The sequence below is a fragment of the Myxococcus vastator genome (assembly GCF_010894475.1).
Classification (GTDB): Bacteria; Myxococcota; Myxococcia; order Myxococcales; family Myxococcaceae; genus Myxococcus; species Myxococcus vastator.
In genome coordinates, this window is record NZ_JAAIYB010000072.1 from 1 (window position 1) to 24,457 (window position 24,457).

Consider the following 24,457-nt stretch of genomic DNA (forward strand, 5'->3'; position numbering starts at 1 on the left):
CGTCCGAAGTCCCCATGGCCCTCCGCGGGCGTGGCTACGCCGTGCTCAACCGCGACGGGCTCTGCGAGCTCGCGGGCATTGACTCGCCCGCGCTGAACGCGCTGCGGCCGTCCTGGGACGCGCTGCCGCAGGATGGCTTCCTCCGGGATGGGGGCCGCTACCGCTCACGGCGACACGCCTGCTTCATCGTGGACGGCGGCTCGGTGACGCAGGTGCCTCACCGCGCGCACTGGCAGCCCGTGGAATACAACGCGCTGCACGGCGGGCTGGAGCGCTGGTTCGAGCCCGTGCAGCCCGACGTCGTATCCCAGCCGGTGTGGGCGGGGCTGATTCGAGGCCTCGCCGCGTGCTGCTCCCAGCTCAAGGGCGAGCGCCCCTGGTTCGTCGAAGCCCACCAGTTCCGCATCGACACCACCGACGGCATCGGCCGGCCGACACCGGAGGGCGCGCACCGCGACGGCGTGGACTTCGTGGTGGTGCTGCTCGTGGGCCGCGAGGGCATCAAGGGCGGTGAGACGCGCGTCTTCGAGGCCCACGGCCCCAACGGCCTGCGCTTCACGCTGACGGAGCCCTGGTCCGCGCTGCTGCTCGATGATGCCCGCGTGATTCACGAGAGCACGCCCATCCAGCCGCTGGGAGGCACCGGCCACCGGGACACGCTCGTGCTCACGTTCCGGACCGGGGGATTCCAGGGCCCCGGGTAGCGCCCGGGAGCGCCTCTGCTCGCTCCAGGACACTTGCAGCTTCGGTCCGCGTGCTTGCCTGACACACGCGCGCAGCCGAGCGGGGTGCGTGTGTTGCCAGTGCGCGCCGGCGTCACTAGACGCATGGCGCGAGGCGACCTCACCCACCCTGGAGCATTCCCCGAATGATTGTTGGCCGGAGGCTGTCCTGGCACATCATCCTGCGCTACACCGGCAGGGGCGTCGCGATGCACGTCCTCTTCGCCCTGGCCGTCATCGTGGGCTACCGCGTGTTCGACGCCTGGTGGATGGCGGTCCCCGCCATGCCCGTGTCGGTGCTCGCGGCGGCGCTGGGCGTGCTGCTCGCGTTCCGCAACGGCTCCGCCTACGACCGCTGGTGGGAGGCCCGCTCGCTCTGGGGCGGCGTGGTGAACTGGTCGCGCACCTTCGCCCGGCAGGTGTTGACGCTGCTGCCGCGTCCTGAGCGTGGGGCCAGTGAAACCTTGACGGAGCTGGAGCTGGCGCCGCCGGCATCGCCCCTGCTGCGCACGGCGGTGGAGCGCACCCGGCCCTTGTTGACGGTGTCGGGAACGCGAGCGAGCGACGGCGCCGTCCGCGACCAGTTCGGCCAGGCGCGCGTGCACCCGGAGCAGGGCAGCCCTCGGGAGAAGCTCGCGGCGCTGGGCACCGCCCCCCAGGCGGAGGGCGAGGCCCGCGGCGCCCTCACCGGCGGCATGGTGGAGGACATCACCGAGGACGCACGCGAGCTGGTGTACGCGCAGATTGGCTTCGTGAACGCCATGCGCTGCCACCTGCGCCGGCAGGACCCGCTGCCAGAAATCGTCCCCTTCTTCCGGCCCGCCGTCATCGAAGCGCTGCGCGAGGAGCAGAACGTCCCGTCCGCCCTCCTGCTGTGGATGGGCACGCGCCTGCGCCGCATCTACGGCCAGGTGACCGACACGCAGCAGGTGCTCTTCCTGCACGTGACGATGGACCGCACGCTGTCCGAGCTGACGAACCTGCTGGGCGCGTGTGAGCGCATCAAGAACACGCCCCTGCCCCGCCAGTACGACATCCTGCTGCTGGCCATGACACGGGCCTACCTGGTGCTGCTCCCCCTGGGGGTGGTGGAGGACCTGGGCTGGCTCACTCCGCTCGTCACCGCCGTCATCGCGTTCCTCTTCATCGGGCTGGACGCGGTGGGCAGGGACATCGAGACGCCCTTCGAGGACGACGTCAGCGATACGCCCATGACGGCGCTCTGCCGGACCATCGAAATCAACCTGCGGCAGATGCTGGGAGAAACGGAGCTCCCCCCTCCCGTTCAGCCTCGAGATGGGCTTCTCTACTGAGGTTGTGACGACCGCTGGCCGCATCCCGCTGTTCGAGAACGTGCGAGGCCTCCTCATCACCCTGGTGGTGATGGGGCATGCGCTCGAGCCCCTGCTTGGCCGGGAGCCGCTGGCGAAGGCGCTCTACTCCGGCCTGTACCTGTTCCACATCCCCGCCTTCGCGTTCCTCTCCGGGCAACTGTCCCGCGCGGACAGCGGGCCACGCGCGCTGGGCGCCATCGCCTGGGGGCAGCTCGCGCCGCTGGCCGTGTTCCAGGTGCTGTATGTCGCCTTCGACGCGTGGGTGCTCGGCCGGGGCTGGAGCTCGCACTGGCTGGTGCAGCCGTACTGGCTGCTGTGGTTCCTGCTGAGCCTCGGGTGCTGGCGGCTGGTGCTGCCCCTGCTCCTCCGCCTGCCCCGGCCGCTGCTGTGGGCCGTGGCGCTGGCGCTCGTCGCGGGCCTGCTGCCCTGGGTGGGCTACCTGTTCGGACTGTCGCGGACGTTCGTGTTCCTGCCCTGCTTCGTCGCCGGCCACCTCACGCGAAGGGAGTGGCTGCTGGCCCCTCGAGACACCCGGGGCTGGCGCGTCGTGCTCGCGGCGTCCCTGGCCGTGGGACTTGGGGCCTGCGTCGGAGCGGTGGCCGTGGGCGCGCTGTCCGCGCCCGCGCCGCAGTGGCTGTACGGGAGCAGCGGCTACGCGGTGCTCGGCGCCACCGCGCTCACGGGCATGGCGGCGCGCGCGGCCCTCTTCTGCGGTGCGCTGGCGCTGACGTGGGCGCTGTTCACGCTCAGCCCCAGGCAGGCGAGCGCGCTCACGCGGCTGGGTGGCCGGAGCCTGGCGCCCTTCCTGCTGCACGGCTTCGTCGTGCGAGCCGCCGAGCACCTGGGCGCGTACACGTTCCTCCAGGGGCCCGTCGGCGTCGCCCTCGCGCTGGGGGCGGGGGTGCTGCTCACGGTGCTGCTGGGCCACCCTCACGTCGTCCAGGCCACGCGCCCGCTATGGGAGCCGCGGTGGCTCTTCCAGCGGACGCGTGACGCCGTGCCGGGCCTGGGGCGCTGAGCGGGCCTACTTCTTCCCGTACTCCAGCTTCACGCCCTTGCGCTTGGCGTAGATGTACGCCTCCATGGCGCGCATCCGCGGGTCACCATCCGCCAGCGGCCTGCCGCGCACCGGGTTCTCGATGCACCAGTTGATCATGTCGCGAAGCAGCGCCACGCGGCCCAACTGTACCTGGTACTTCGGATACGTCTCCGGGTGCGTGTTGGACGCGTCCGGGTGGCACATGTCACAGGAGATTCCCACCGTGCCGCCAATGGCCTTGGCGTCGTGGAAGACGCGGTGGCCTTCGTCCACGAACTGCTCCGTGGAGGCGGCCCAGATGGCCTCGTCCCGGTCAGAGAACGCGCCGTAGGTGTGGCCGTCCTGGATGGGCGTGGCAATCTGCTTCTTCACCTGCGAGCCGCCGCTCTCCGGTGTCACGCCGCCCGGACGCACCGTGCCGCTGGCCGAGGGCGCCTGCGCCACCTTGGGCGCCGAATCCCAGTGCGCGTTCGGGTTCTTGCGCAGCCACTCCTCCATCAACGCGCCCGACACATGCTGCGCCTGCGCGCGCGTCAGCGACTGGCCCGCCTTGACGCCCTTCACCTCCATGGACGTCTCGCCGTCACACAGGCCCACCACGAGGTTGCCGTCCTTCGACACCGGCAGCGCGTGCTTCTTCACCTCGGCGCCCTGGGCGGCCGCTTTCGGCGGCGGCGGCACGGGGCCAGTGGCCAGCGCCGCGCCTCCCACGAACGACAGCACGGCGCCCATTCCCACAATCAGCTTCATCCGGAAGGTCATGGTGTCCCCTCGCGCTCAGTAGCTCGGCAGCCTGGTCCGGGGCGGCACGTCCTGCTTCCCACCCGACGCGAGATAGCTCGCGCGCACGGTGATGGGGTTGCGCTCCCAGAGGTTGTACAGCTTGTCCACCATCCCCGACTCCAACACGTCCATCCGCCCGTCTCCGCAGCCGTCGAACTGGCTGAAGGGGTCCGCGCGGTTCATCTGCACCGTCAGCCGCGGCAGTCCTTCGGGCGCGTAGGGCCAGGGCCACGCGGTGGACAGCATGCCGTGGAAGCTCATGTTGCCAATGCGGTTGCTGAGGAGTTGGTGCGTGTGGCCGTGAATCACGGTCACCGTCTGGAACGGCTTGAAGAGCGCCTGCACCTCGTCCGCGTCGTCCGTCCAGAAGTTCCAGGGCCGGTAGTACTTGTAGAGCGGTGAGTGGCTGAAGACGATGATGGGCGTCGCCTTGTTCACCTTCGCCAGGTCCTGACGCAGCCACTCGCGCTGCGGCGCGCCGACCTCGAAGCGGGACTGGATGCCGTTGTCCAGGCCGGCGACAATCTGCATCCGCTCCTCGGGCGTGAGCTTGCGCTCCGTCCAGAAGTCCTTCTCCAGGATGGAGTTGAGCACCACGAAGTGGACGCCCTTGTGGTCGAACGAATAGTTCGGCGGGCCGAAAAGGTCCGTCCACAGCTCGCCCATGTCGAGGAACCAGTCGTGCTCGCCCACCATCATCCGCACGGGCGCCTTCACGGCCTTCAGAATCTCCGCCCCCAGCTTCAGCTCGCCCGGCTTGCCCAGCTGCGCCAGGTCGCCGCCGAAGAGGACGAAGTCCGGCTGCGGGTCCAGCCCATTCACGTCATCCACGGCCTTGAGGATGGCGCGCACGAAGCGGTCGTTGAGCTTCTTCTCGTACAGGTGCGTGTCGGAGATGTACGCGAAGGAGAAGCGCGGCTTCGTCCCCTGCGCCTCCGCCACGTTGACCAGCTGGAAGCTGTGCGGTGTGCGCAGGCCCATGCCCGCGGCGATGCCGGCGGAGATGCCGGCCACGCGCAGGAAGGCGCGGCGGTCCAGCTTCTTGAGGTCGTCGAAGAAGGCGTCGCGCTCTGCGTGGTGCTTCGTCTCGATGCTGCGGAACTTGTTCCCCATGGCGGCGGCTCCTAGGGCCTGGACGTCGAGGCGGGCTTCACGAGCGTCTCGGTGCCGTACACACCGATGTCCGCCGGGTTCTTCACCGACAGGTCCGGGTTGGGGGCCAGGTCTCCCAGGTTCCCCTTCTTCCCCATGGCCACCGCGGTGTCGCGCTCCGGGCGCTTGTGCTTCAACCCGCGCTGCCGGGCCTGCTCCTTCGTGGCGTACTTCGCGAACTGCGCGTCGGTGAGGGTGTGGAGGAAGGCCACCACGTCGTCGATTTCCGCCTCCGTCAGCCCCAGCCGCTGCATGCCGCCATCCAGGTATGGGTTGGGCACACCGCCCTTGTTGTAGTGGTCCAGGACGTCCCACAGCGTCGTCAGGGAGCCGTCGTGCATGTACGGACCGGTGATGGCGATGTTGCGCAGCGTGGGCGTCTTGAAGGTGCCCACGTCGTTCTCCTGCTTCGTCACCAGGAAGCGGCCCAGCTCGGAGAAGCGCGTCTGAAGCGCCAGCTCGTCAATCTGCTGCTCGTCGCCGGTGCGGACCACCTTCAGGGCCTCGCGGGCGAGCTTCACGAAGTCCTGCTTGTGCGCCGCGATGCCGATGTTGTGGAACTTCTGGTCGCTGAACAGCGGCGACACCACGTTGCCCGCGTGGCAGGTGTTGCAGCGGGCCTTGCCGTTGAAGAGCGCCCAGCCCCGGCGCTCCGCGGCGGTGAGCGCCTTGGAGTCCCCGGTGATGAAGCGGTCGAAGCGGGCGTTGCCGGAGTAGAGCGTGCGCTCGAAGGCGGCGATGGCCGTCGCCAGGTCGTCGAAGTTCACCTCGCGGCCAAAGACTTTCTGGAAGTCCCTCACGTACTCCGGGATGGCCTTCACCTTGGCCACCACCGCCGCCTCGTCGGGCATGCCCATCTCCCGCGGGTTGAGGATGGGCAGCTTCGCCTGGTCCTCCAGCGTGGACGCGCGGCCGTCCCAGAACTGAGAGGCATTGAAGAGCGCGTTGAGGAGGGTGGGGCTGTTGCGCGTCACCTGCTGGCCCTTCACGCCCTCCGACACCGGCTTCGCGTCCGTGAAGCCGAAGCGAGCGTCATGACAGGTGGAGCAGGACACGGTGTTGTCCACCGACAGGCGCTGGTCGTTGAAGAGCTTCTCGCCCAGCAACACCCGCTCCGGCGTGGGCGCGAGGCTGGCGGGGACGGACAGCTTCCACAGCACCGCCGACACGCCCGGTGGCAGGTCGGCGGGCGGAGGCGCCGCTTCCTTCGCGGCGGTCTGGGCCTGCCCGGCCTGGGCGAACAGCAGGACGGCGAGCGACAGTGCAACGCCACACGGCGGGCGCATGGTCTCCCCTCCCCACCAGCCACGTTGCAAGCCACGAGGAGTCGAGGCGCCGGACTGGGGTCAGTTCTTTCCAGAAAAAACCACTATCCCCGTGCCGCGGTCCAGCTTGCGTTCACCCTTGCGTGGGCTGCCGAACATCCCGGACGCGCGCATCTTTCGCAAAAGGAGGGCGTCATGTGGGACCCGGGAGAGCTGCGCGAGGGCATGGCCGTGAGGGACGAGCACGGGCGGAGGCTCGGCACGGTGGTGCACATCGGAGACACGCACTTCGAGCTGGAGCAGGGCTGGCCACCCAGCCGCGACTTCATGGTGAGCTTCCACCTGGTGGCGCGGGTGGACCACGGCGACGTGTTCCTCCATCCCGGCCACGGCGCCACCGTGCCCACGGAGGACGAGGCGCCCGACAGCGGCGCGTACATCTGACAGCTAGCGTTCGGGCAGGCGCAGGTCGCGGGAGCTGAAGAGCAGCCCGGACGCCGACGCTGGCGCGAGCACGGCCAGGGCGATGATGGCCCAGTCCAGCGGGCTGCGGGCGAGCGGCACGTTGTAGGTGACGGCCTGGACGAACGTCAGACACGCGTCGACCGCCGTCAGCGCGCCCAGCACCGTGGCCAGGGAGTCCCGCCAGCGGCGCACCAGCGAGAAGAGGCCCACCGTCAGGCCCACGTCGAACAGCACCCACGCCCACTGCACCTGGACGGACGGGAACCAGCGCGCCGTGGAGGGCAGCGCCAGCAGCGCGGTCCACGGAACGAGCAGCACGGCGAGCGCGTGCACCAGCAGGCGTGGACGCCGCAGCAGCGTGGCGATGCCGAAGCGCAGCAGGCCGCCCTGAGCGAAGGCCCGCAGCGCGTCGTACACCGCCGCCAGCCCGCCTCGGGGCTCGGGATAGGACAGGTGGATGGGCACCCAGGCGTCGGGGCGGAACTTCCCCTTGAAGGTGCGCAGCCCCTCGAAGTCGAAGAGCGGCCGGCCGCACGCCCGCGCCAGCCGCAGCCACGGCCGCACGGGCCCCGCGAGCGGCGCCAGGCCCAGCGTCACGTAGCGCCGCCCGGTGGCGACCGCCGCGCGCATGGCCGCGTCCACCAGCGCCTCCGCGGTGCCGTTGGGCGCCTCCGGGTCCCTGAGCAGGTCCTGGAGGAACCAGCCTTCGCGGGCATACACGGGCGACACCGACAGGAAGCCCACCACCTCACCGTCCACCTCCGCGACGAAGGCGTGCCGCTCGCTCGCGAAGGCGTGGGGACGGAGCTGGACCAGGAAGCCCATGGGCGCCATGCGGCGGGACGCCAGCCAGCGCGCCTTCAGCAGCTCCACCGCGCGCCGCGTGGGGTGCCGCGAATCTCCCAGCTCCGTGACGGGCACCTCGCGGACCTTCACGCCTCGCGCGCGGGCACGGCGCAGTTGCTCACGCAGGCCGCGGCTGCTCCGCACCACGTCGTCCCAGTGCGCCGGGTCCCAGACGGGCTGCTCGCCGATGGACAGCGACGCCATGGGGGCCAGCTCCAGGAAGCGCGGCTCGGTGGCGAAGAAGCACACGCGCCGGCCGACGGCTCGCGCGGCCGCGCGGAAGCCCTCCGTCACCGAGGCCAGCCGCTCCGGCGCGGCGATGGGCGCTCCGGCCGCCACCCAGGCGCCGCCCGTGTCCACGTACGCCACGCACGCGTCGCCCGCCGGGTCGAACCAGTAGCGGAAGCCGGGCTGCAGCACCTGGAACGAGGTGGCGTTCCAGCCGTACCTGCGCAGCAGCGCCAGCACCTGCTCGCGTGGCTCCGGGCCGGTTGGGGCCTTCTCTGGGGAATGTCCTTCCACGCGCGGCAGAAGGTATGTGCCCCACCCCATGGACGGCAAACGAGAACGCCCTCTGTCCGGACCAGAGCCGCGTGCCTCATACGGCGCGCATGAGCGCACGCGACGCAGCGAGGTCTCCAGCGACCACACGCGCGCGCCAGCCGACAGTTGCAGCACACGAGGGCAGGCGAGCACTCAGGGAAAGCGAAAGTCAGCCTAACGTGCGGGGCACTCCCTCCAACTGGAGCCCGTGGATTGAAACCTCCTTCACTCGCGGCCTGTGCGCTCGCGGTCCTGTTGTCCCCCTGTCTGGCTGCCGCCAATGGAGACGATGCCGATGGCGTGCGAACCAACACCGCGCGCCTGCTGACGACAGACGCCGCGGAGGTCATCGACGCGCCCGTGCTGGGACTCCAGCGCACGGCGCTGCCGCTGTTCTCGGGACTGGCCGTGGACACGTCCATGTATGCCAATGCCTTGCTGGCGCCCAACGTAGGGCTGCGCTGGGCGATGGCCGCCGGGCCACACCGCATCGTGCTGGGCGCGCGCTACACGCACTTCGTGGGCGCCTCCGTCTATTCGGACGTGGTGACGTCGGAGGCGGACACGCCGGCGCTCCAGCGCTTCGAGCCCGAGCTGTCCGGCCCCTCCTTCTACGGCGTCTATGGCCTGGCGCTGGGCCCCGTGCTGGTGCAGGGCGAGGCGCGCTACGGCCACTATACGTCCGACTACCTCTCCTTCACCGGCGCGCTGGCGTTCAACTTCGCGGGCCCCTGGTCCGTGGTGGGCGAGGCGGGCGTTCGCGTGAAGGGGGGCACCACCCTGCGCGCCGCAGCGGGCATCCGCTACGGCGGCGAGCACTTCGGCCTGGGCCTGGGCGCCACCTACGTAGACATGAGCGACCCGGCCCTTCCGGGAGAGAGCCTGCCCGTCCTCCCTGTCCTCGACGTGTCGTGGAGCTTCCGATGATGATGCGCGCCCTGCTGCTTCCCTGCGTGCTGCTGCTGTCCGCGTGCTCGGCGGAGATCGCCATCCAGACCGAGCCCTTCGACCAGGTGGTGCCCGTCACCTCGCTGCTCGAGCCCGTCTACGCGGAGGTGGCGCTCGACCTGCCGGAGGAGTCCGTCAACACGCAGGACCTGGACATCATCGTCAACGAGGTCTCCGCCACCCTCGTGGTGGTCAACCCATCCCCCACGCTCACCCTGCGCACGTCCGCGCGCCTGTCGCTCACCGGAAGCGCCACGCCGGACAACCCGCGGCTCTACACGGACTTCAACCGGCCGGCCTACTACGACAGGGCGACGGAAATCCTCGCCGAGCGGACCTTCCAGCCCGACTCGCGCACGCCGGTGCGCATCGATTCACCGGCGCTCAAGGAGGCCATTGGCCAGCGGCGCGTCTGGGTCATCGTCAGCAACACGGTGGTCCGCTCCGGCCTCACCCTGCCCCAACTCCCGGCGCAAGTCCGGCTGGAGGACATCGTCTTCCAGGCCCTGCTCACCAAGCCCTTCCCCGGGCTGGGCGGCGCGCTGGAGGCCGGCGGCCTGTAGCCAGTGGCGGGCGCGGGTGGGAAGCTTGTGCAGGACCCACGCACCCGTGCCCTTCGCCTACTACGACACCCTCACCCACGCCCAGCAGCGCGTCTACCGGATGAGTGACTCGGTGAGCGCGCTCCGGCTCCGCGAGCCCAAGACGCTGGAGCCCCTGGTGGCCGCGCTGCGCGAGGCCCTGGCGACGGGCCGGCAGCCGGACACCGAGCGCGCCACCGCCCGGCTGAGCGACGCCCTCTGCGAGCGGCTGGACCTGTTCGCGCCGCGGGTGGAGGTGCTGGAGGTCCGCCCGTCGTCGACGACGGGGGAGCTGCACGGCATGTACAGCCTGGAGCGGGGCCGCCGCCCTCGCATCCAGCTGTGGATGCGGACCGCGAAGCGCGCGCGGGTGGTGGCCTTCCGCACCTACCTCCGCACCCTGCTGCATGAGCTGTGTCACCACCTGGACTTTCTTCTGCTGGAGCTGCCCGCTTCCTTCCACACGGAAGGCTTCTTCCAGCGCGAATCCAGCCTCTTCCACCAGCTGGTGCCCCGCCCGGCCCGGCCACGGCGTTCCGGGGTCAGGAAGGGTGTGACGGCGGACACCCCCGACATAAGTCCAGGCAGGCGGCGGCGCGGAGGCTAGATTCCGCGTCCCTATGGCGCATCCGACCGAAGACAAGAACTTCCGCCTGCCGACCTCCATCCGTCCCCGCCGCTACGCGGCCACGCTGACCCTGGACCTGGACGCGAAGTCCTTCTCCGGCCAGCAGACCGTCGACCTGGACGTGTCGGCGCCGTCGAACGAAATCATCCTGCACGGCATCGCCCTGACGCTGAGCGACGTGACGTTCCGCGCCGGTGGCCAGCAGCGCAAGCCGGCCTCCATCCAGCCCGCGCAGGAGAGCGAGACGGTGGTGCTCCGCTTCGAGGAGGCGCTGCCCACGGGCGCCGCGTCGCTGGACGTCGCGTGGACGGGGCGCTTCACCGAAGGGCTGCGCGGCCTGTACCAGGCGGGCAAGGTGGCGGCCACCCAGTTCGAGGCCGCCGACGCGCGCCGCCTCTTCCCCTGCTTCGACGAGCCCGCCTTCAAGGCGCGCTGGGCCCTCACCGTGCGCGTGCCGCCGGGGCTCACCGCGCTGGGCAACGGCCCGGTGGTGAAGGACACGCAGGAGGGCAACCTGCGCGCGGTGACGTTCCAGGAGACGGAGGTGCTCAGCAGCTACCTCATCGCCCTGGTGGTGGGCCCGCTGGTGGGCACCGACGCGCAGGACGTGGAGGGCGTGCCGGTGCGGACCTGGGCCCTGCCGGAGAAGGCGCACCTGACGCGCTTCGGCCAGGACGTGGCGCTGGCGGTGCTGCCCAGGCTCCAGGACTACTTCGGGCTGCCGTATGCCTTCACCAAGGTGGACCAGGTGGGCATCCCCGACTTCGAGGCCGGCGCCATGGAGAACGCCGGCCTGATTACCTACCGCGAGGTGGCGCTGCTGCTGGACCCGGCCACCGCGCCGCTGTCGGTGAAGAAGCGCGTGGCGGAGGTGGTGACGCACGAGTTGGCGCACCAGTGGTTCGGCAACTGGGTCACCATGGTGTGGTGGGACGACCTGTGGCTCAACGAGGCGTTCGCCACGTGGATGGCCTTCAAGATTGTGGACCAGTGGCGCCCCGAGTGGCGCATGTGGCTGGACTTCGACGCGCACCGCGCCAGCGCGCTGCACCTGGACGCGCTCAAGTCCACGCACCCCATCCACGGCGAGGTGCGCAACGCGGGCGAGGCCGGTGAGAGCTTCGACGCCATTACGTACGAGAAGGGCGGCGCGGTGCTGCGGATGATTGAGGGCTTCCTCGGGGAAGGCCCCTTCCGCGAGGGCATCCGCCAGTACATGCGCAAGCACGCGCGCGCCAACGCGGTGAAGGAAGACTTGTGGAACGCGCTGGGCGACGCCGCGAAGCAGCCGGTGGAGGAGCTGGCCACCGCGTGGGTGGGCCAGAGCGGCTTCCCGCTGGTGACGGCGACGCTGGACGGGCGCGGGCTGTCGCTGACGCAGCGGCGCTTCTACACCGAGCCCGGCGTGCGGAGCGGTGAGACGTGGCCGGTGCCGGTGGTGCTGCGCTACGAGGACGGCACCGGCGTGCGCGAGCAGCGCGTGCTGCTGCGGGACGCCCAGGCCACGGTGAAGCTGGAGGGCGAGGGCGAGGTGAAGTGGCTGACGGCCAACGCGGGCTCCACCGGCTTCTACCGGGTGGCCTACGACAAGCCGGGCCTGGCGAAGCTGGCGGCGAACCTGAAGGCGCTGGCCCCCTCCGAGCGCACCGCCCTGCTGGCGGACCAGTGGGCGCTGGTGCGCGCGGGACAGGCGACGGTGGCGGACCTGCTGGATTTGGCGGGCCGCTTCGGTGACGAGGAGGACGACTCCGTCCTGGACGAGCTGGTGGGCCGGCTGGCCTACATCGAGGGCCGGCTGACGGACGGCGAGGACCAGGTGCGCTTCCGCGCGTGGGTGGAGAAGCTGCTGGGGCCCGGGCTGAAGAAGCTGGGCTGGCAGCCCGCGCCGAACGAGGCGGACCGGGTGAAGCTGCGACGCGCGTCGCTGGTGCGCGCGGTGGGCGGGCTGGCGCGCAGCCAGGACGCGCTCGCCGAGGCCCGGCCCCGCGTGGAGCGCATGCTCCAGGGACAGCGGGACGCGCTGGAGCCCAACCTGCTGGACGCCGCGGTGGGCATGGTGGCGCGCGCGGGCGACGCGGCGCTCTTCGACACCTTCCTCCAGAAGCTCCCGTCCGAGCCCGACCCGGCCACGCAGCGCCGCTACCTCCTGGCGCTCACCGCCTTCGAGGCCAAGGAGCTCACCGAGCGCGCGCGCGGGCTGCTCTACACGGACACGGTGAAGACGCAGGATGTGTCCAGCTTCGTCGCCGGACTGCTGGGCAACCGCGTCGGCCGCGACGCGTGGTGGGCGCAGATGCGCACGCAGTGGAAGGACGTGGTGGCCCGCACCGGCGGCGCCCCCATGCTGCTGCGCCGCATCGTCGAGGCCATGGGCATGCTGCGCACGCGCGAGCAACTGGAGCAGATGCAGGCCCTGCTCAAGGCCCAGCCCATCCCCGAGGCGCAGCAGGCCACGGCGCAGACGCTGGAGCGGCTGTCCCAGGATGTGGCGCTGCGTGAGCGCTGCATGTCCGAGGTCTCCGCGTGGCTGAAGCGCCAGCCGTGAAGACGACGCTGACGGAGGCGAGCCTCCTGGGGGTGCGGGAGGCCCTGCGGCGGGCCAACGCGGGGCTCGCGCGCGCCTACCCGGGGGATTCGACGCGGCGGCAGCCGGTGCACGTGGTGTACGGCGGCGCGCACCTCTTCCGGGCGGAGACGGCCCGGAAGCTGGGCGGCATCGCGCTGAACACGCTCAAGGAGTACGCACCGGACGCGCCCGTCCTCGCCCACGGGCTGGGGCTGCCCCAGCGCGGCCGCTTCGCCCAGCGCGTCTACGCGCGCGTGGTGGCCAAGCTGGAGCGCGAGCCGGTGGAGGACCTGCGCATCGACTTCGAGGACGGCTACGGGCACCGCTCCGACGCGGAGGAGGACGGGCACGCCGTGTCCACCGCGGAGGAGCTGGCGCGCGGGCTGGCGCAGGAGCTGCTGCCGCCCTTCATCGGCATCCGGGTGAAGTCCTTCACCGAGGAGCTGTTCGACCGCGCCACACGCACGTTGGATTTGTTCCTCACCACGCTGCTGGAGCGCTCGGGTGGGAAGCTACCGCCCGGCTTCGTCGTGACGCTGCCCAAGGTGTCGCTGCCGGAGCAGGTGGCGGCGCTCGCCCGCGTCCTGGAGGTGCTGGAGACGCGGCACGGACTGCCGGTGGGTACGGTGGGCATCGAGCTGATGGTGGAGACGCCCCAGGCGCTCTTCGACCAGCAAGGCCGGCTGCACCTGCCCACGCTGGTGGCCGCGAGCGCGGGCCGCTGCACCAGCGTCCACCTGGGCGTGTACGACTACACCGCCGCGCTGGGCGTCAGCGCGCATGCGCAGACGATGCTGCACCCGGCCTGCGACTTCCTGCGGGATTTGGTGCAGGTGTCACTCGCGGACACGGGCATCCGGCTGGCGGACGGCGCCACCAACGTCATGCCGGTGCCTCCGCACCGGGCGAAGCAGGACGAGCCGCTGCTGCCCACCGAGCGCCGGGAGAACATGGAGGCGATTCACCGGGTCTGGCAGGTGTCGTACCGGCACATCCGGCACTCGCTGGAGCGGGGGTGGTACCAGGGGTGGGACTTGCACCCGGCCCAGCTCCCCGTGCGCTACGCGGCGGTGTATGCGTTCTTCCTGGAGGGGCTGGACGCGGCCTCGCGCAGGCTCCGGGCCTTCATGGAGAAGGCCGCGCAGGCCACGCTGGTGGGAGACGTCTTCGACGACGCGGCCACCGGCCAGGGCCTGCTCAACTTCTTCCTGCGCGGACTGAGCTGCGGCGCGCTCACCGAGGACGAGGTGCTGGCCGCCGGCCTCACGCTGGAGGAGCTGCGCAGCCGCTCCTTCCGGGACATCGTCGCGGCGCGCCGAGCCCGGGCCAGCTCCAGCTAGGCCGCGGCTCCAGGCTTCGTCATGCGGCGTCTCGCGCTCCTGCTGTGCTTCTCCTCCGCCTGCGCCGGACCGTCCGTGACGACGGTCCGGCCGGAGCAGCCCGTGCCCGAGCCGGCGCCCACCTCGAAGGCACCTCCGTCGGCACCCGCGCCGACAGGTCCCTTCGCTCGGGAGCTGGCACCGCTGCCCCAGCAGCGCGTGACGTCCACGGAGGGCATCTTCACGGCCGAGGTCGAAGGCGTGGCGGCGCCCAGGCTGACGCGGCACGAGGGCTCCACACGCCTGGAGATTCCCCTGGGCACCGAGGCCGCGTTGAGCTGCTTCGTGTACGAGCGCCCCATCGACGCGGCGGGCGCGGTGCTCGCGGTGGCGAAGGCGGTGCAGGGCCACCAGGGCGTCACCGTCCGGAGCATGACGCCCACGAACGTCTCCATCGTCGCGGACGCACCGGTGATGTTCGTGGACGTGGACTACGAGGTGGTCGCCCCCCGGGACAGCGTGAGCGCGGGACGGCTCAAGCTGATGGTGAGCGCGAGCCCGGAGCTGCCCCTGCTGTGCGCCCATGACGAGCCCGGCTACGCGCGAACCTTCCACCGCGTCACCACCGGCCTGGCCGCCACGCTCAAGGTGCCCGGCCCCGCCCGGACGCCCGCGCGCACGAAGGCGCTTCGCGTGCTGAAGCTGGAGGGCCGGCTCGCGGGCTTCGAGTGGCGCACCGAGCGAAGTCTGGAGGGCGGCTCGCGACGCACGGAGGTCTCCACCAGCCTGCTGCTGCCAGGAGCCGCGAGTGGCCCCCGCGCGGAGGACCGCACCCTCACCACCGTCACGGATGAAGCGGGGCGGCTGACGGAGCAGCGCCATGCGCATGCGGAAGACGGACGTCTCACGCTCCAGGTGACGCTCCGCCGCGAGCGGGAGCCCACGCGCGCCGCTCCCGGGACGGTGTACCGCTACGAGGGGCGCCAGGGTTCGCGCACGCTCAAGGGCACCTTCACGTCGAAGCGGGGGCTCGCCACGGAAGACCGGGTCCACGACACCGTGCGCGACGTGCTGCGCCCGGGTGGCCCGGCGGAAGCAGTGCTCGACGTCTACCGGCCCGCCGAGGTGCCCTCAGCCCCCGTGGAGCTGGTGCTGCGCCGGACCCCTTCGGCCGGACCGCGAGCCCTGACGCTCACCACGGGCGCCACCACCGAGGCGGCGCGGGCCGCCGAAAGCGGCACCCTGGAGTGGACGGAACGCGCCCTCCCCGAGGGGCAGCTCACGTCCGAGCGCGTCCACGCCATCCCGCCGCCCTGAAGCAGACGCCTCACCAGAGCATGTCCTGGTCCTCGGTGACGCCAGGGACGTTGGACAGCTCCAGCGTGCGGCTCCCCACGCGCACCGTGCCGTTGAACAAGCCCACCGGCTGCGCGAAGTGGCTCACGACGAGGCGCAGGTTCCGGTCCTCGCGGTGCACATGAAGGGGCTCGAAGCGCAGGTCCACCGCGCCATCCACCGTCACCAGCCGCCACGGCGCCATCAGGTCCTTCGCGTCGTATTCGAAGCGGGCGCGCGCCAGTGGGTACAGCTTGTCCCCCAGCCACAGCGCGTTCTCATTGGCGTCCGCGTTGCCCTCGTTGAAGCCCTCCACGAGGTTGATGCCCACCGGCGTGCCGTCCGCCAGCCGTCCCGCCGCGAAGGCCCAGCGCCAGGCGGTGTGCCGCGCCAGGTAGCCCTGCGTGTAGTCCATGCCGCCCACGCCTCCGTCCAACCGGAAGCGCTTCCCGCCCGCCTCCAGGCTGCCGAAGGTGAGCAGGCCGTTGCTCTTCATGGTGACGTTCACCAGCCCGTCACCCTCCACCGGCGCCACCACCGTGAGCGCGGGCGGGCCGCCGGCCACCATCAAGTCGCCCTCCCACTGGAAGGACTGGAGGCTCCCGGTGCGCAGCCGGCTGACGTCCACCGCCACCCGGTAGCGCTCGTCGTCCTGGCCGCGCTGCACCGACAGCCGTCCGCCCAGCGTGCGGAAGGAGGCCTTGAGGCCCTGCCCCGGCTTGTCGCCCAGCTCCACCATGGGGCCGGGCGCGCCCAGGAAGCTCACGTCACACAGCGGCTTGCGCTCGCGCAAGTCCAGGGCCACCGCGAAGGCGCTCGACGTGTAGCCCAGGTCCACCACCGCGAAGAGCGCGGCGACCTCGGGCGTGGCCGCGAAGGTGTAGTGCCAGCGCTTGCGCTTCAGCAGCCGCGTGGCGCGGCCCGGGGCCCACTGCCCCCGCAGGCGCGGCAGGTCCACTTCGGGCAGCTCACCCTGGTAGGTACCAAATCGGGGCTCCCCCCCAGCGGTGGCCACGGAGGCTGGCGCGGGAGGGAACAAGGCGTCTCGCTCTGGCTTCATCTGGCCCCATTGGAAGGAAAAGGCGCGTGGCTGTCATGTCAGGCCGCCGCCCAAGTGCCACCCGCCGACAGTGACACCTGGGAGGTTGTGAGGAGCGTAACGCAACATCGGCGCGCTGGGGCCGCTCGTCAGCCCCGGCCGAAAACGATGCGCTCCTGGGACAACAACCGGGCGGTGACCACCAGCGCCAGCACCGTGAGCAGGAGGCTGGACGCGCCAGCGATGAGGAACGGCAGCGCGCCCAGCGGCTCACCGCGCATCACCTCGCCCGCGAGCACCTCCTGGCCCAGCACCGGCACCGCGAACATCCACAGCTTCGGCTGGAGCGGCGACAGGGCCAGCACCATGCCCGGCAGCATCGGCACCACCATCAGCAGGGACAGGTACGTCTGCGCTTCCTTGAAGGAGCGTGCATAGGTGGACACCCACACCTGCACGGCGGAGGCGGCCAGCGCCAGCGGCAGCACGGCGGCGGCCATGCCCAGGGCGGCGGGCGCGTCGAAGCGGGCCTTCACGCCCAGGTCCTCCAGGGGCACGCGCCGCACCACGAGCATGTAGCCCACCAGCGTTATCAGCACCGCCGCGACGGCCATGACCACGGTGGCCAGCCACTTGCCCGTCACCACCGTGCTCCGGGGCGCCGGGTTGAGCAGCAGGGGCTCCAGCGAGCCGCGCTCGCGCTCACCCGCCATGGCGTCGCTGGCCACCTGCATGCCGCCCGCGAAGGCGGCGATGACCAGGAAGAGCGGCACCATGTTGAGCAGGCCCGCCGCGGTGCGCTCCGGCGTGGACAGGTCCGCCTCCTGCACCCGCACGGGGATGGCCAGCTCCGGCGCGACGCCCCGCGCATACAGGCGCTGCGTGCCCAGGAGCTGGGCATACGCTTCCAGCAGCCGCCGCGCGCGCAGCACCGACTGGCGCGCGGACTGGCGCGAGCTGTCCACCACGAGCTGCACCTCGGCGGTGCGCCCGGCGGAGAACGATTCGGCGTAGTCGTCCGGCACCACCAGCACCGCGTCCAGCGAGCCCGCCCGGATGCGCGACTCGTAGTCCTCCGGCGCCGCTTCCAGCTGCGCGCCATAGCGCTCCAGGAAGGCCATCAGGCTGGGGGCGTGCTCCCGCCCCACCACCGGCAGCGCCAGCGGCCGGTCCTGCCGGTACCAGGAGGCCAGCAGGTTGAACATCACCATGAACACGACGGGGCCAATCAACGGCCACGCCAGCGAGGTGAGCACCGAGCGCCTGTCGCGCAGGTGGTCCTTCAGCTCCTTGCGGAAGACGGAGAAGGACAGCCCGCTCATTGCATCAACCCCTGGTCCGTGCCGATGGTGGCCACGAAGGCCTCCTCCAGGCTGTCCTTGCCGGTGCTCGCGCGCAGCGCCTCCGGCGTCCCGTCCGCCACCACCCGCCCGTGCGCCACCACCACGATGCGGTCACACAGCGCGGCCACCTCCTGCATGACGTGGCTGGAGAACACCACGCACCGGCCCTCATCCTTCAGCCGCCGCAGCAGCGTGCGCACCGAGCGCGTGCTCATGACGTCCAGCCCGTTGGTGGGCTCGTCCAGGAGCACGTTGCGAGGCCCGTGCACCAGCGCCCGCGCCAGCGCCACCTTCACGCGCTGGCCCTGACTGAAGCCCTCCGTGCGGCGGTCCGCGATGTCCCGCATGTCCAGCAGGTCCAGCAGCTCGTCCACGCGCTTGTCCAGCGCGGCGCCGGACAGTCCGTGCAGCTCGCCGTAATAGCGCGCGTGCTCGCGGGCGGTGAGGCGCGGATAGAGGCCGCGCGCGTCCGGCAGCACCCCCAGCGCCCGCCGGGCCTCCTGGGGCCGCTGCACCACGTCCACGCCATCCACCAGCGCGGTGCCGCGGTCCGGCCGCACCAGCGTGTAGAGCATGCGCATCGTCGTCGTCTTGCCCGCGCCGTTGGGGCCCAGCAGGCCAGTGATGACGCCGTCCTCCGCCGTGAAGGACACGTCCTCCACGGCCGTCACCTTCTTGCCAAAGCGCTTGTGCAGGTTCCTGGCTTCAATCATGGCGCGCGCGTCCTCACGGCACCGGGCCGGCGAAGGAGGTGAAGAAGGGAGGCCGGGTGAGACTGGCGCCGCAGGTGGACGACAGCCCCTCCACGCTCCCCTGGTTCAGCAGGTCCACCATCAGCGTGCGCGCGCAGTCCACGCCCATCGTGTTGTGGCCCACGCCGGGCACCACCACGTGCAGGCTGTTGGAGAGCGTGCGCTTCGCCTCCTCGGCCCACGCGGGCGGCGTCACCGGGTCCAGCTCGCCCGACAGGAGCAGCGTGGGCACCGACGACACCACCGGCTCGCGGTAGCCCGGGGGCAGGGCGGCGCGCGGCCAGTCCGCGCAGACGGAGAGCACTTCCCGGCCCATGGTCGGACCGAACCAGGTGCCCTGCGACTCGCGAGCCACCGCCGCCTCGTCGTAGAAGGGCGCGTCCTCCGCGCACACGACGGCGAAGTAGAGGCCCTGGCTCACCGTGCGGCCCAGGTTCTCCGTCAGGCCCACGCTGAGCGCGACGAAGGGGGACCAGTCTCCCTGCGTGGCCCGGTCCAGCATCAGCGGCACCAGGGAGGACAGCTCCGGGCTGTAGAGCTGCACGAAGAGCTGCGACAGGAAGGCGCGGCGCGACAGGACGACCTCCTCCAACACGCCGGTGCGCGGGTGCGCCACCTGGGTGCGCGCGGGCGTGGTCTCCAGCGTCGTCAGCAACGCCTCCGTCCGGGTCCGCAGGTCCGGATACGCCTTGGCGCACGCCGCGTCCGCCTCGCAGTTCGCCAGCAAGCGGTCCAGCGCCTGCTGCGCGTCACGAGGTGCGTAGAGCGGCAGGTACAGCCCCATGGGCGCCACGCCGTCCAGGATGGCGGTCCGCACGCGCTCCGGGTGCTGCCGCATGTACACGAGCGCCGCGCGCGTGCCGTAGGACACGCCCCAGAGGTTGAGCTGCTCGTAGCCCAGCGCCTCGCGGACCTCGTCCAGGTCGTCCATGGCGACGGGCGTGGTGTAGTGGCGCACGTCCGCGTCCCAGCCCTCGCGGCACTTGCGCACCTCCTCCGCCGCGCCGCGCTCCTCCAGCCGCGAGGACAGGCCCTCTTCCGGCGTGTCCGTCTTGCAGTTCAGCGGGTTCGAGTCCCCCGTGCCCCGCTGGTCCACCAGCACGATGTCGCGCTTGCGGCGGATGCGCTCCACCGCCATCAGCACCTGCGTCGAGCGCGACGCCGCCTGGCCCGGGCCTCCCGCCAGCAACACCAGCGGATCCGGCCGCGGCTGCGCCGCCAGCGCCGGCACCACCACCACGCGCAGGGGAATCTTGCGGCCCGTGCGAGCGGCCCGGTCCTCGAAGACCTCGTAGGTTCCGCACTGGGCCTGCGTGGCCAGCCCCTCCAACCGGCAGGGCTTCAGCGACAGGGCTCGCCGCTCCGCGGGGTCCTGGCTGCTCTTGGAGCAGGACACCGATGCCGCGGCCAGCAAGCCCAGGGCCAGCCAGGCGCGCCAGGGTGGAAGATGGGAGGAGATGTGTGCACGGACCCCGGACAAGGGTGCCTCCATCTGGGTACGGGAGGCTTCCCACATACCACCTCCCACGGCATTGCATTGAATCCCGCGCGGAGAGGGGCCGTCCGGTGATACGCCCATGCCCACCATGAAACGCGCCCTCCTCGTCCTGGCCGTCCTTGGACTCACCACGCTCAGTGGCTGCGCCGCCCTCCAGAAGATGTTGAAGGGGGCTTTCAAGAAGCCCACCCTCTCCTTCAAGACAGCGCGGCTCGCGGATGCTTCCTTGTCCGACGCCACCATCAACCTGGTCTACGAGCTGAACAACCCCAACGGCTTCGGGTTGAACCTGGCCGAGGTGGACTACGCCTTCTTCGTGGAGGGCAAGCAGGTGGTGGCCGGCAAGCCGCGCTCGGGGCTGGCGCTCAAGGCCAACGGCAAGAGCGAGCTCGTCTTCCCCGCCAACGTGAAGTTCGCGGACATCGTCCCCGTGCTGGAGACGTTCCTCAAGCAGGACAAGGCCGCCTTCAAGGCGCAGGGCAGGCTGGGCGTGAAGACGCCCGTGGGCGTGCTGAGCTTCCCGCTGGCGAAGGAAGGCACCTTCGAGGTCCCCAAGGTTCCGCAGGTGTCCTTCCAGGCGCCGCGCATCAAGAACATCACCCTGTCCGGCGCCACCGTGGAATTCCCGTTGTCCATCACCAACCGCAACAGCTTCCCGCTCCCGGTGTCCGGCATCACCGGCGCGCTGAAGGTGGCGGGCGCGGATGTGGGCACGCTGTCCACCGGCAACCTGGGCAAGCTGGACGGCAGCGGGACGAAGCAGGTCACCCTGCCCCTCACCATCAACTTCGCGCGCGCGGCGAACGCGGCGCTGGCCCTGCGCTCGGGCGGAAATGCGCAGGTCCGCCTGGACGGCAAGCTCACCTCGGAATCCCAGAGCGTTCCCCTGAGTCTCAGTCAGCTCGTCAATTTCGTTAAGTGACGCCTGCCTGCACTGCGGGCAGGGGAGCTGAACGCAGGGTTGTCCCAGGGCGCCCCAGACGTTACGGTGGGGCGTCCTTGCCGCTTTTTCCAAGGTCCAGACCCACATGCGCCGCATCCTCTTCAAGTCGAAAATCCACCGCGCGACCGTCACCCAGGCTGACCTGGATTACGAAGGGTCCGTCACCATCGACCGCGACCTGCTTCGCGCCGCCGACATCGTGGAGAACGAGAAGGTCGCGGTCTGGAACATCACCCAGGGCACGCGCCTGGAGACCTACGCGCTGGAAGGTGAGGCCGGCAGCGGCGTCATCTGCATCAACGGCGCGGCGGCGCACCTGAACAAGCCGGGCGACCTGGTCATCCTGGCCACCTTCGCGGAGGTGGAGGAGGCCGAGGTGGCGACCTGGAAGCCCACCGTGGTGTTCGTGGACAAGGACAACCGCGTGGTGCCCGGGCAGACGACGGAGATTCCGGGCCCGCAGCGTCGCTCGGCCTGACAGCTCCACTGACCGCTGGCTGCTTTGCCCCGTCGAACGCCTTTTGCCATGCTCCACCCTTTCTTAGAGGGTGGGGTCATGGGCCCCGAAGGAGTCGATACGATGAGGCGGTCGTGGGTGAGCGCTGGCGCGCTCTCGCTGGTGCTGACAGGTTGTACGGGTACGGGGGCCTTCCGTCCGGATCCGAACAACGACGACCCGCTCTACGGGGTCATCCCCGTCGTGAAGGCGCCGCCGCAGAACCGGTGTGAGGCGCTGGGCACGTCGTCCCCGCGGGGCTCGTGTGACGACGCCCTCTACCTGGCCACCGAGTACACCCGTCGGCTCTCGGTGGGGGATGAAGTCTGCCTCGAAGGCGGCTACGGCGAAGACCCGGGCTCTGCGTGCAAGGCGCGCGCGGCCATCATCGACACCTCTCCCAACCAGGTGAAGCTGGAAGTACGCGGGCCGAAGCCGGACTCGCGCTGGTTCAACGTGGAGATGCGGCACGCCTGGTACGAAGAAGGCGCGCTGGTGGACCTCTACCTGTCCGAGCGGGGTTATTGAGGGATGGGTCTCTACGACAGCGTGGCCGAGCGGCTGGCCTTCATGAAGAAGATGACTCCGGCGGAGCTGAAGAAGCTCGGCTCGGCGCGGCTGTCGGACATCGTCCTGCAGGAGGTGGCGCGCTCGCGCGTGCGCATCGCCGCCCTGGAGAAGCGCTACCCGCAGGCGTCGCCGCGGGAGCTGGCCCAGCGCATCGTGGACGAGAAGAAGAACCTCGCCAGCATGGTGGGCGGGGTGAGCGGGGTGTTCGGGCTGGTGGCGTTGCCGGCGGACCTGCTCTTCATGGCGTACCTGCAAATCCTCCTGCTCACGGACGTGGCCACCCTCTACAAGGTGAACCTCAAGACGGAGCGGGCGCGCGGGGAGATGCTGGATTTGTTCGGCTACGCCAACGGCCTGGGCCCGCTGCCCCGCGCGGGCCCCAAGGTGCTGGGGAAGCTGGCCGCCATGCTGCTGGAGAAGGGCGGCATGCAGACGCTGGGGCGCGCCATGCCGCTGGTGGCCGCGCCCGTCACCGCCTACTTCAACAACCAGCACATCCAGATGGTGGGCGAGCAGGCCGTGCGCTTCTACGAGGGCTTCGACAAGGCGCACACCAAGGCGAAGGCCCAGCGCAAGAAGGCCAGCGGCGCCTGACGCACCCCGCTCATTTCCCGCCGTGGGTCCGATATGCCTTCCGCGCCGGGCCGTTGATGACCCCGTCGGGGGCTTTTCCCCCATGGAGACGGGCGGTCATCGGGCTCCCCTGGCCGGTGGGACGATGACGCCCGAGAGACGGAGACGACCAGGATGTCCGAGCTCTCGGCGGAAGTGCGGGTGCAGGTGGCGCGGTTGAAGAACCTGCTCATCGACGTAGCGCGCTGCGGTGCGCTGGGCAGCCCCCTGGGGGCCCTCCCTCATACCGAGCTGGACTCGATGGAGGTCCAGGCCATCTGGTGGCTGAAGGCGGAGAGCCTCCTTCCCGTCAACATCCTCGCGGAGCGGCTGGGCGGCATCGCTCCGCCGCGGCTGAGCCGGCTGTTGGACAGGCTGGAGGCCGCGCAGCTCGTCCAGCGCGAGCGCTCCGTGCGGCATGACCGGCGCCGCGTGCGGGTGCGGCTCACGGAGCAGGGACGCGCGCTCGCGGAGCAGGCCGACTCGGTGGTCCAGGAGCGCATGGCGCGGCTGCTGATGCCGCTGGAAGGCGAGCAGCGCAGCGCGCTGATGGACCTGCTGGAGGGCTGGGTGGAGGCCCTGGGCGGCAAGAATCGCGCGACGGAGCTGGCCGCCGAGGAGGGCGAGACGGACGCGCCGGTGGCCGATGAGCTGGAGCCCGCCGCGACGCCCAGGCGCACGCGCGCGGAGCTGATCGCCATCACCGCCAGCGCGGCCTGACATCCGCGGCCCCGGCCCTGCTCGTGGCCAGCGCCGCGAGCGGAGTCTTCCCTAGAGCTGAACGCGCACCTCGCCCGCTCGTCGGCACTCCTCCGCGACCTCCCCTGTCCAAGGCGCATGGCCCTCCGCCTCCACCTCCAGGTGAAGGCCGAACGGCCTCACGCGCCCCAACCGCCAACGGCCCCGCGCATCCGTGAGTCCCCACGCGGGAGGCAGTGAGCCCACGTCGCTGGAGACGGTGACCCGCGCGCCGAACACCGGCTTGCGCCCGTCCGTGACGAGCACCTCGCAGTCCTTCCCCTCCACGTCCACCTGGAAGGTGACGGCGGCGTCCACCCAGTCTTCGCCCACGTCCGCGGCGGTGCTGCTGTAGACCTCATGAACGGAGAAGGACACCAGCAACCGGTAGCGCCCCGGCTCCAGGAGGGACACGGCCATTCCCTCCTCCTCCTGGATGAAGGCGCCCGCGGAGGCCAGCTCCCACTGCGTCTCGTGGCGCCACCGCTGGAGGACGAACACGGGATAGGGCTTCTGGCTCCGCGCCGCTAGCTGTGCCCGCATCGCGCCATCCATGCGAAGCACGAGCCACCGGTAGGCCTTCACGCGCCACGTCACCTCGGCATCGCGCACCCCTGGATCGGGACTGAAGTCGAACGCCTGCTCCGTCGCGGCCACCGGACGTCCGGAGACCGGCGACGCCACCTCGACGCGGAAGCGGGACGGTTGCCAGGACGGCAACCCCGTCACGACAAAACGCCCATCCGGCGCGAGCGGAACCTCCACGTCCTCCGGCCCCAACAACCTCGCGCCCTCCGGTGGACGGAACGTTCCTTCCAGCTCCAGCTTCCCCCGCAGCGTCACCGTTTCACCCACACCGTCGGGGAAGAGCGCGTCCACGTCCAACACCACCGACTCCAACCGCCCCTCGCGCAGCGGCACCTCCACCCACCCGCTCTCC

23 protein-coding genes and 1 pseudogene are annotated in these 24,457 nt (G+C 70.9%); 15 read left to right on the forward strand and 9 right to left on the reverse strand.

Going from position 1 to position 24,457, the window contains the following annotated elements; translation table 11 throughout:
- The 3 genes from G4D87_RS10005 to G4D87_RS10015 all read left to right on the forward strand — a co-directional run.
- The coding region (locus G4D87_RS10005) for a 2OG-Fe dioxygenase family protein (protein ID WP_240358150.1) at positions 1-704 on the forward strand (704 nt) is incomplete at its 5' end.
- 164 nt (positions 705-868) lie between these two features.
- On the forward strand, positions 869-2,035 hold the full coding sequence (locus G4D87_RS10010; RefSeq protein WP_163781311.1) for a bestrophin family protein: 1,167 nt from the start codon (positions 869-871) through the stop codon (positions 2,033-2,035).
- A gap of 4 nt (positions 2,036-2,039) precedes the next feature.
- A complete protein-coding gene (locus G4D87_RS10015) occupies positions 2,040-3,074 on the forward strand; it encodes an acyltransferase family protein (protein WP_163781312.1) in 1,035 nt (344 codons plus the stop codon).
- A gap of 6 nt (positions 3,075-3,080) precedes the next feature.
- Here G4D87_RS10015 and G4D87_RS38845 read toward each other — a convergent pair whose 3' ends face one another.
- From G4D87_RS38845 to G4D87_RS10030, 3 genes are read right to left on the reverse strand one after another with little or no spacing between them, the layout of a single operon-like run.
- Positions 3,081-3,857 (reverse strand): c-type cytochrome, encoded by a 777-nt coding sequence (locus G4D87_RS38845; protein WP_176411182.1) that lies wholly within the window; start codon positions 3,855-3,857, stop codon positions 3,081-3,083.
- Between the two features lie 15 nt (positions 3,858-3,872).
- A complete protein-coding gene (locus G4D87_RS10025; RefSeq protein WP_163781314.1) occupies positions 3,873-4,991 on the reverse strand; it encodes a metallophosphoesterase family protein in 1,119 nt (372 codons plus the stop codon).
- An 11-nt stretch (positions 4,992-5,002) separates the two neighbouring features.
- The gene (locus tag G4D87_RS10030; RefSeq protein WP_163781316.1) at positions 5,003-6,316 is read right to left on the reverse strand and encodes a cytochrome-c peroxidase; all 1,314 of its coding nucleotides are present in this window, start codon (positions 6,314-6,316) and stop codon (positions 5,003-5,005) included.
- Positions 6,317-6,490: 174 nt separating this feature from the next.
- Here G4D87_RS10030 and G4D87_RS10035 point away from each other — a divergent pair, with 174 nt between their 5' ends.
- A complete protein-coding gene (locus G4D87_RS10035; RefSeq protein ID WP_163781318.1) occupies positions 6,491-6,739 on the forward strand; it encodes a DUF2171 domain-containing protein in 249 nt (82 codons plus the stop codon).
- Between the two features lie 3 nt (positions 6,740-6,742).
- Here the strand turns inward: G4D87_RS10035 and G4D87_RS10040 are convergent, their stop codons facing one another.
- Positions 6,743-8,128 (reverse strand): DUF2156 domain-containing protein, encoded by a 1,386-nt coding sequence (locus G4D87_RS10040; RefSeq protein ID WP_163781320.1) that lies wholly within the window; start codon positions 8,126-8,128, stop codon positions 6,743-6,745.
- Between the two features lie 321 nt (positions 8,129-8,449).
- On the opposite strand from G4D87_RS10040, the gene G4D87_RS10045 reads away from it, so the two are divergent.
- Genes G4D87_RS10045 through G4D87_RS10070 form a run of 6 tightly spaced genes read left to right on the forward strand, consistent with a single transcriptional unit; the run spans position 8,450 to position 15,508 of the window.
- Positions 8,450-9,076: a hypothetical protein gene (locus G4D87_RS10045; protein WP_240358151.1), complete on the forward strand. Its 627-nt coding sequence runs from the start codon at positions 8,450-8,452 to the stop codon at positions 9,074-9,076.
- The gene (locus tag G4D87_RS10050; protein WP_240358152.1) at positions 9,073-9,660 is read left to right on the forward strand and encodes a hypothetical protein; all 588 of its coding nucleotides are present in this window, start codon (positions 9,073-9,075) and stop codon (positions 9,658-9,660) included. Before G4D87_RS10045 ends, G4D87_RS10050 begins: the two co-directional genes overlap by 4 nt.
- Positions 9,661-9,706: 46 nt before the next feature.
- A complete protein-coding gene (locus G4D87_RS10055) occupies positions 9,707-10,285 on the forward strand; it encodes a Wss1p-related putative metallopeptidase (RefSeq protein WP_163781323.1) in 579 nt (192 codons plus the stop codon).
- 13 nt (positions 10,286-10,298) lie between these two features.
- Complete coding sequence (locus G4D87_RS10060) at positions 10,299-12,851, forward strand: M1 family metallopeptidase (protein ID WP_163781325.1); 2,553 nt, start codon at positions 10,299-10,301, stop codon at positions 12,849-12,851.
- Positions 12,848-14,212 carry a DUF6986 family protein gene (locus G4D87_RS10065; RefSeq protein ID WP_240358153.1) on the forward strand — a complete coding sequence of 455 codons (1,365 nt, stop codon included), beginning with the start codon at positions 12,848-12,850 and terminating at the stop codon, positions 14,210-14,212. Before G4D87_RS10060 ends, G4D87_RS10065 begins: the two co-directional genes overlap by 4 nt.
- Positions 14,213-14,233: 21 nt before the next feature.
- Positions 14,234-15,508 carry a hypothetical protein gene (locus G4D87_RS10070; protein ID WP_163781329.1) on the forward strand — a complete coding sequence of 425 codons (1,275 nt, stop codon included), beginning with the start codon at positions 14,234-14,236 and terminating at the stop codon, positions 15,506-15,508.
- 10 nt (positions 15,509-15,518) lie between these two features.
- On the opposite strand, the gene G4D87_RS10075 is transcribed toward G4D87_RS10070, so the two are convergent.
- The 4 genes from G4D87_RS10075 to G4D87_RS10090 form a co-directional block, all read right to left on the reverse strand.
- Positions 15,519-16,586 carry a DUF2804 domain-containing protein gene (locus G4D87_RS10075; protein ID WP_163781332.1) on the reverse strand — a complete coding sequence of 356 codons (1,068 nt, stop codon included), beginning with the start codon at positions 16,584-16,586 and terminating at the stop codon, positions 15,519-15,521.
- Positions 16,587-16,714: 128 nt separating this feature from the next.
- The gene (locus G4D87_RS10080; protein ID WP_163781334.1) at positions 16,715-17,887 is read right to left on the reverse strand and encodes an ABC transporter permease; all 1,173 of its coding nucleotides are present in this window, start codon (positions 17,885-17,887) and stop codon (positions 16,715-16,717) included.
- On the reverse strand, positions 17,884-18,621 hold the full coding sequence (locus G4D87_RS10085) for an ABC transporter ATP-binding protein (protein WP_163781336.1): 738 nt from the start codon (positions 18,619-18,621) through the stop codon (positions 17,884-17,886). The genes G4D87_RS10080 and G4D87_RS10085 overlap by 4 nt, the downstream gene beginning before the upstream one ends.
- A gap of 13 nt (positions 18,622-18,634) precedes the next feature.
- A complete protein-coding gene (locus tag G4D87_RS10090) occupies positions 18,635-20,152 on the reverse strand; it encodes an alpha/beta hydrolase (RefSeq protein ID WP_163781351.1) in 1,518 nt (505 codons plus the stop codon).
- 85 nt (positions 20,153-20,237) lie between these two features.
- Between G4D87_RS10090 and G4D87_RS10095 the strand changes: the two genes are divergently transcribed.
- From G4D87_RS10095 to G4D87_RS39950, 5 genes are all read left to right on the forward strand, one after another.
- Complete coding sequence (locus G4D87_RS10095; RefSeq protein WP_163781338.1) at positions 20,238-21,080, forward strand: LEA/WHy family protein; 843 nt, start codon at positions 20,238-20,240, stop codon at positions 21,078-21,080.
- Positions 21,081-21,186: 106 nt separating this feature from the next.
- The gene (gene panD, locus G4D87_RS10100; protein WP_163781340.1) at positions 21,187-21,579 is read left to right on the forward strand and encodes an aspartate 1-decarboxylase; all 393 of its coding nucleotides are present in this window, start codon (positions 21,187-21,189) and stop codon (positions 21,577-21,579) included.
- A 102-nt stretch (positions 21,580-21,681) separates the two neighbouring features.
- On the forward strand, positions 21,682-22,125 hold the full coding sequence (locus G4D87_RS10105) for a hypothetical protein (RefSeq protein ID WP_163781342.1): 444 nt from the start codon (positions 21,682-21,684) through the stop codon (positions 22,123-22,125).
- Positions 22,126-22,128: 3 nt separating this feature from the next.
- On the forward strand, positions 22,129-22,761 hold the full coding sequence (locus tag G4D87_RS10110; RefSeq protein WP_163781344.1) for an EcsC family protein: 633 nt from the start codon (positions 22,129-22,131) through the stop codon (positions 22,759-22,761).
- 153 nt (positions 22,762-22,914) lie between these two features.
- Complete coding sequence (locus G4D87_RS39950; protein ID WP_163781346.1) at positions 22,915-23,499, forward strand: winged helix DNA-binding protein; 585 nt, start codon at positions 22,915-22,917, stop codon at positions 23,497-23,499.
- 51 nt (positions 23,500-23,550) lie between these two features.
- Here G4D87_RS39950 and G4D87_RS10120 read toward each other — a convergent pair.
- Positions 23,551-24,457: pseudogene (locus G4D87_RS10120) on the reverse strand (carboxypeptidase-like regulatory domain-containing protein); the annotation flags it as partial.

What these genes read in the sequence shown, in the direction of transcription:
- G4D87_RS10010 (WP_163781311.1), top strand. Translation starts at nt 869, where the DNA reads ATGATTGTTGGCCGGAGGCTGTCCTGGCACATCATCCTGCGCTACACC.
- G4D87_RS38845 (WP_176411182.1), bottom strand. Translation starts at nt 3,857, where the DNA reads ATGACCTTCCGGATGAAGCTGATTGTGGGAATGGGCGCCGTGCTGTCG.
- G4D87_RS10025 (WP_163781314.1), bottom strand. Translation starts at nt 4,991, where the DNA reads ATGGGGAACAAGTTCCGCAGCATCGAGACGAAGCACCACGCAGAGCGC.
- G4D87_RS10030 (WP_163781316.1), bottom strand. Translation starts at nt 6,316, where the DNA reads ATGCGCCCGCCGTGTGGCGTTGCACTGTCGCTCGCCGTCCTGCTGTTC.
- G4D87_RS10035 (WP_163781318.1), top strand. Translation starts at nt 6,491, where the DNA reads ATGTGGGACCCGGGAGAGCTGCGCGAGGGCATGGCCGTGAGGGACGAG.
- G4D87_RS10050 (WP_240358152.1), top strand. Translation starts at nt 9,073, where the DNA reads ATGATGATGCGCGCCCTGCTGCTTCCCTGCGTGCTGCTGCTGTCCGCG.
- G4D87_RS10060 (WP_163781325.1), top strand. Translation starts at nt 10,299, where the DNA reads ATGGCGCATCCGACCGAAGACAAGAACTTCCGCCTGCCGACCTCCATC.
- G4D87_RS10070 (WP_163781329.1), top strand. Translation starts at nt 14,234, where the DNA reads ATGCGGCGTCTCGCGCTCCTGCTGTGCTTCTCCTCCGCCTGCGCCGGA.
- G4D87_RS10075 (WP_163781332.1), bottom strand. Translation starts at nt 16,586, where the DNA reads ATGAAGCCAGAGCGAGACGCCTTGTTCCCTCCCGCGCCAGCCTCCGTG.
- G4D87_RS10080 (WP_163781334.1), bottom strand. Translation starts at nt 17,887, where the DNA reads ATGAGCGGGCTGTCCTTCTCCGTCTTCCGCAAGGAGCTGAAGGACCAC.
- G4D87_RS10085 (WP_163781336.1), bottom strand. Translation starts at nt 18,621, where the DNA reads ATGATTGAAGCCAGGAACCTGCACAAGCGCTTTGGCAAGAAGGTGACG.
- G4D87_RS10090 (WP_163781351.1), bottom strand. Translation starts at nt 20,152, where the DNA reads ATGGAGGCACCCTTGTCCGGGGTCCGTGCACACATCTCCTCCCATCTT.
- G4D87_RS10095 (WP_163781338.1), top strand. Translation starts at nt 20,238, where the DNA reads ATGCCCACCATGAAACGCGCCCTCCTCGTCCTGGCCGTCCTTGGACTC.
- panD (WP_163781340.1), top strand. Translation starts at nt 21,187, where the DNA reads ATGCGCCGCATCCTCTTCAAGTCGAAAATCCACCGCGCGACCGTCACC.
- G4D87_RS10105 (WP_163781342.1), top strand. Translation starts at nt 21,682, where the DNA reads ATGAGGCGGTCGTGGGTGAGCGCTGGCGCGCTCTCGCTGGTGCTGACA.
- G4D87_RS10110 (WP_163781344.1), top strand. Translation starts at nt 22,129, where the DNA reads ATGGGTCTCTACGACAGCGTGGCCGAGCGGCTGGCCTTCATGAAGAAG.
- G4D87_RS39950 (WP_163781346.1), top strand. Translation starts at nt 22,915, where the DNA reads ATGTCCGAGCTCTCGGCGGAAGTGCGGGTGCAGGTGGCGCGGTTGAAG.